Source organism: Haladaptatus ordinarius, from assembly GCF_054177595.1.
The window spans coordinates 1-1,087 of sequence record NZ_JBPEHH010000271.1; the positions used below are offsets into that span (position 1 = coordinate 1).

Genomic DNA, 1,087 nt, shown 5'->3' on the forward strand with positions numbered 1-1,087 from the left:
GTAACCGATGCACCAACCCGCGAAAGCGTGGTTGGGAAGGGTTCGACGCACGCTCTTGGCGACCACCGGGACGTGCGATGACGACCGTATGTACGTGCAATCCAGGCGTCCACTGGACTCACAACAGGTGAGTTATACAGTGAATCCAATCCAAGTACGTGGCTACTGTGCCACTTGGTGAATAGCTCGGCTCGAGCGCCGACGACGGACGTGCCAAGCTGCGAAAAGCCTGAGGGAGCCGCACGGAGGCGAAGAACTCAGGATCTCCGAATGGGAATCCCCACCGCAATTGCTTCGCGCAATGGGGAACGCCGAGAACTGAAACATCTCAGTATCGGCAGGAAAAGAAAGCAAACGCGATGTCGCTAGTAACTGCGAGTGAACCCGACACAGTCCAAACCGAAGCCTTCGGGCAATGTGGTGTGTGGACTGACTCTCAGCAACCGACCGCCTCTCAGAAGTCTTCTGGAACGGAGCATGAAACAGGGTGACAATCCCGTAAGAGAGACCAGTACGTTGTGCGTCAGCTCCCGAGTAGCGGGGGTCGGAAATCCCTCGTGAATATCGCGGGCATCGACCGCGAAGACTCAATACGACTCGAGACCGATAGCGAACAAGTAGCGTGAGCGAACGCTGAAAAGCACCTCGAAAAGGGAGGTGAAATAGGGCTTGAAATCAAGTGGCGATGGAGCGACAGGGCATACAAGGCCCACCAGAAAACGACCCGGGAGCAATCCCGCAGTAGGAACTGGTGGGAGCCGGTGTTCTGTCGTGCGTTTTGAAAAACGAGCCAGGGAGTGTATCCGATTGGCGAGCCTAACTCGAGCATCGAGGCAGGCACAGGGAAACCAATACGGCCGCAGCATTGCGAGGGCCACCGTCTTCAAGGGCGGGGAGTCGATCAGATACGACCCGAAACCGGATGATCTACGCATGGGCAAGGCGAAGCGTGGCGAAAGCCACGTGGAGGCCTGCTAGAGTTGGTGTCCTACAATACCCTCTCGTGACCTATGTGTAGGGGTGAAAGGCCCATCGAATCCGGCAACAGCTGGTTCCAACCGAAACATGTCGAAGCATGACCTTCGCT

The 1,087-nt window shown here is 56.7% G+C and carries 1 rRNA gene; it reads left to right on the forward strand.

Annotated features, from left to right (window positions below):
• Positions 1 to 153: 153 nt before the first annotated feature.
• Positions 154 to 1,087, forward strand: a 23S ribosomal RNA gene (locus ACR3FF_RS27140); the annotation flags it as partial.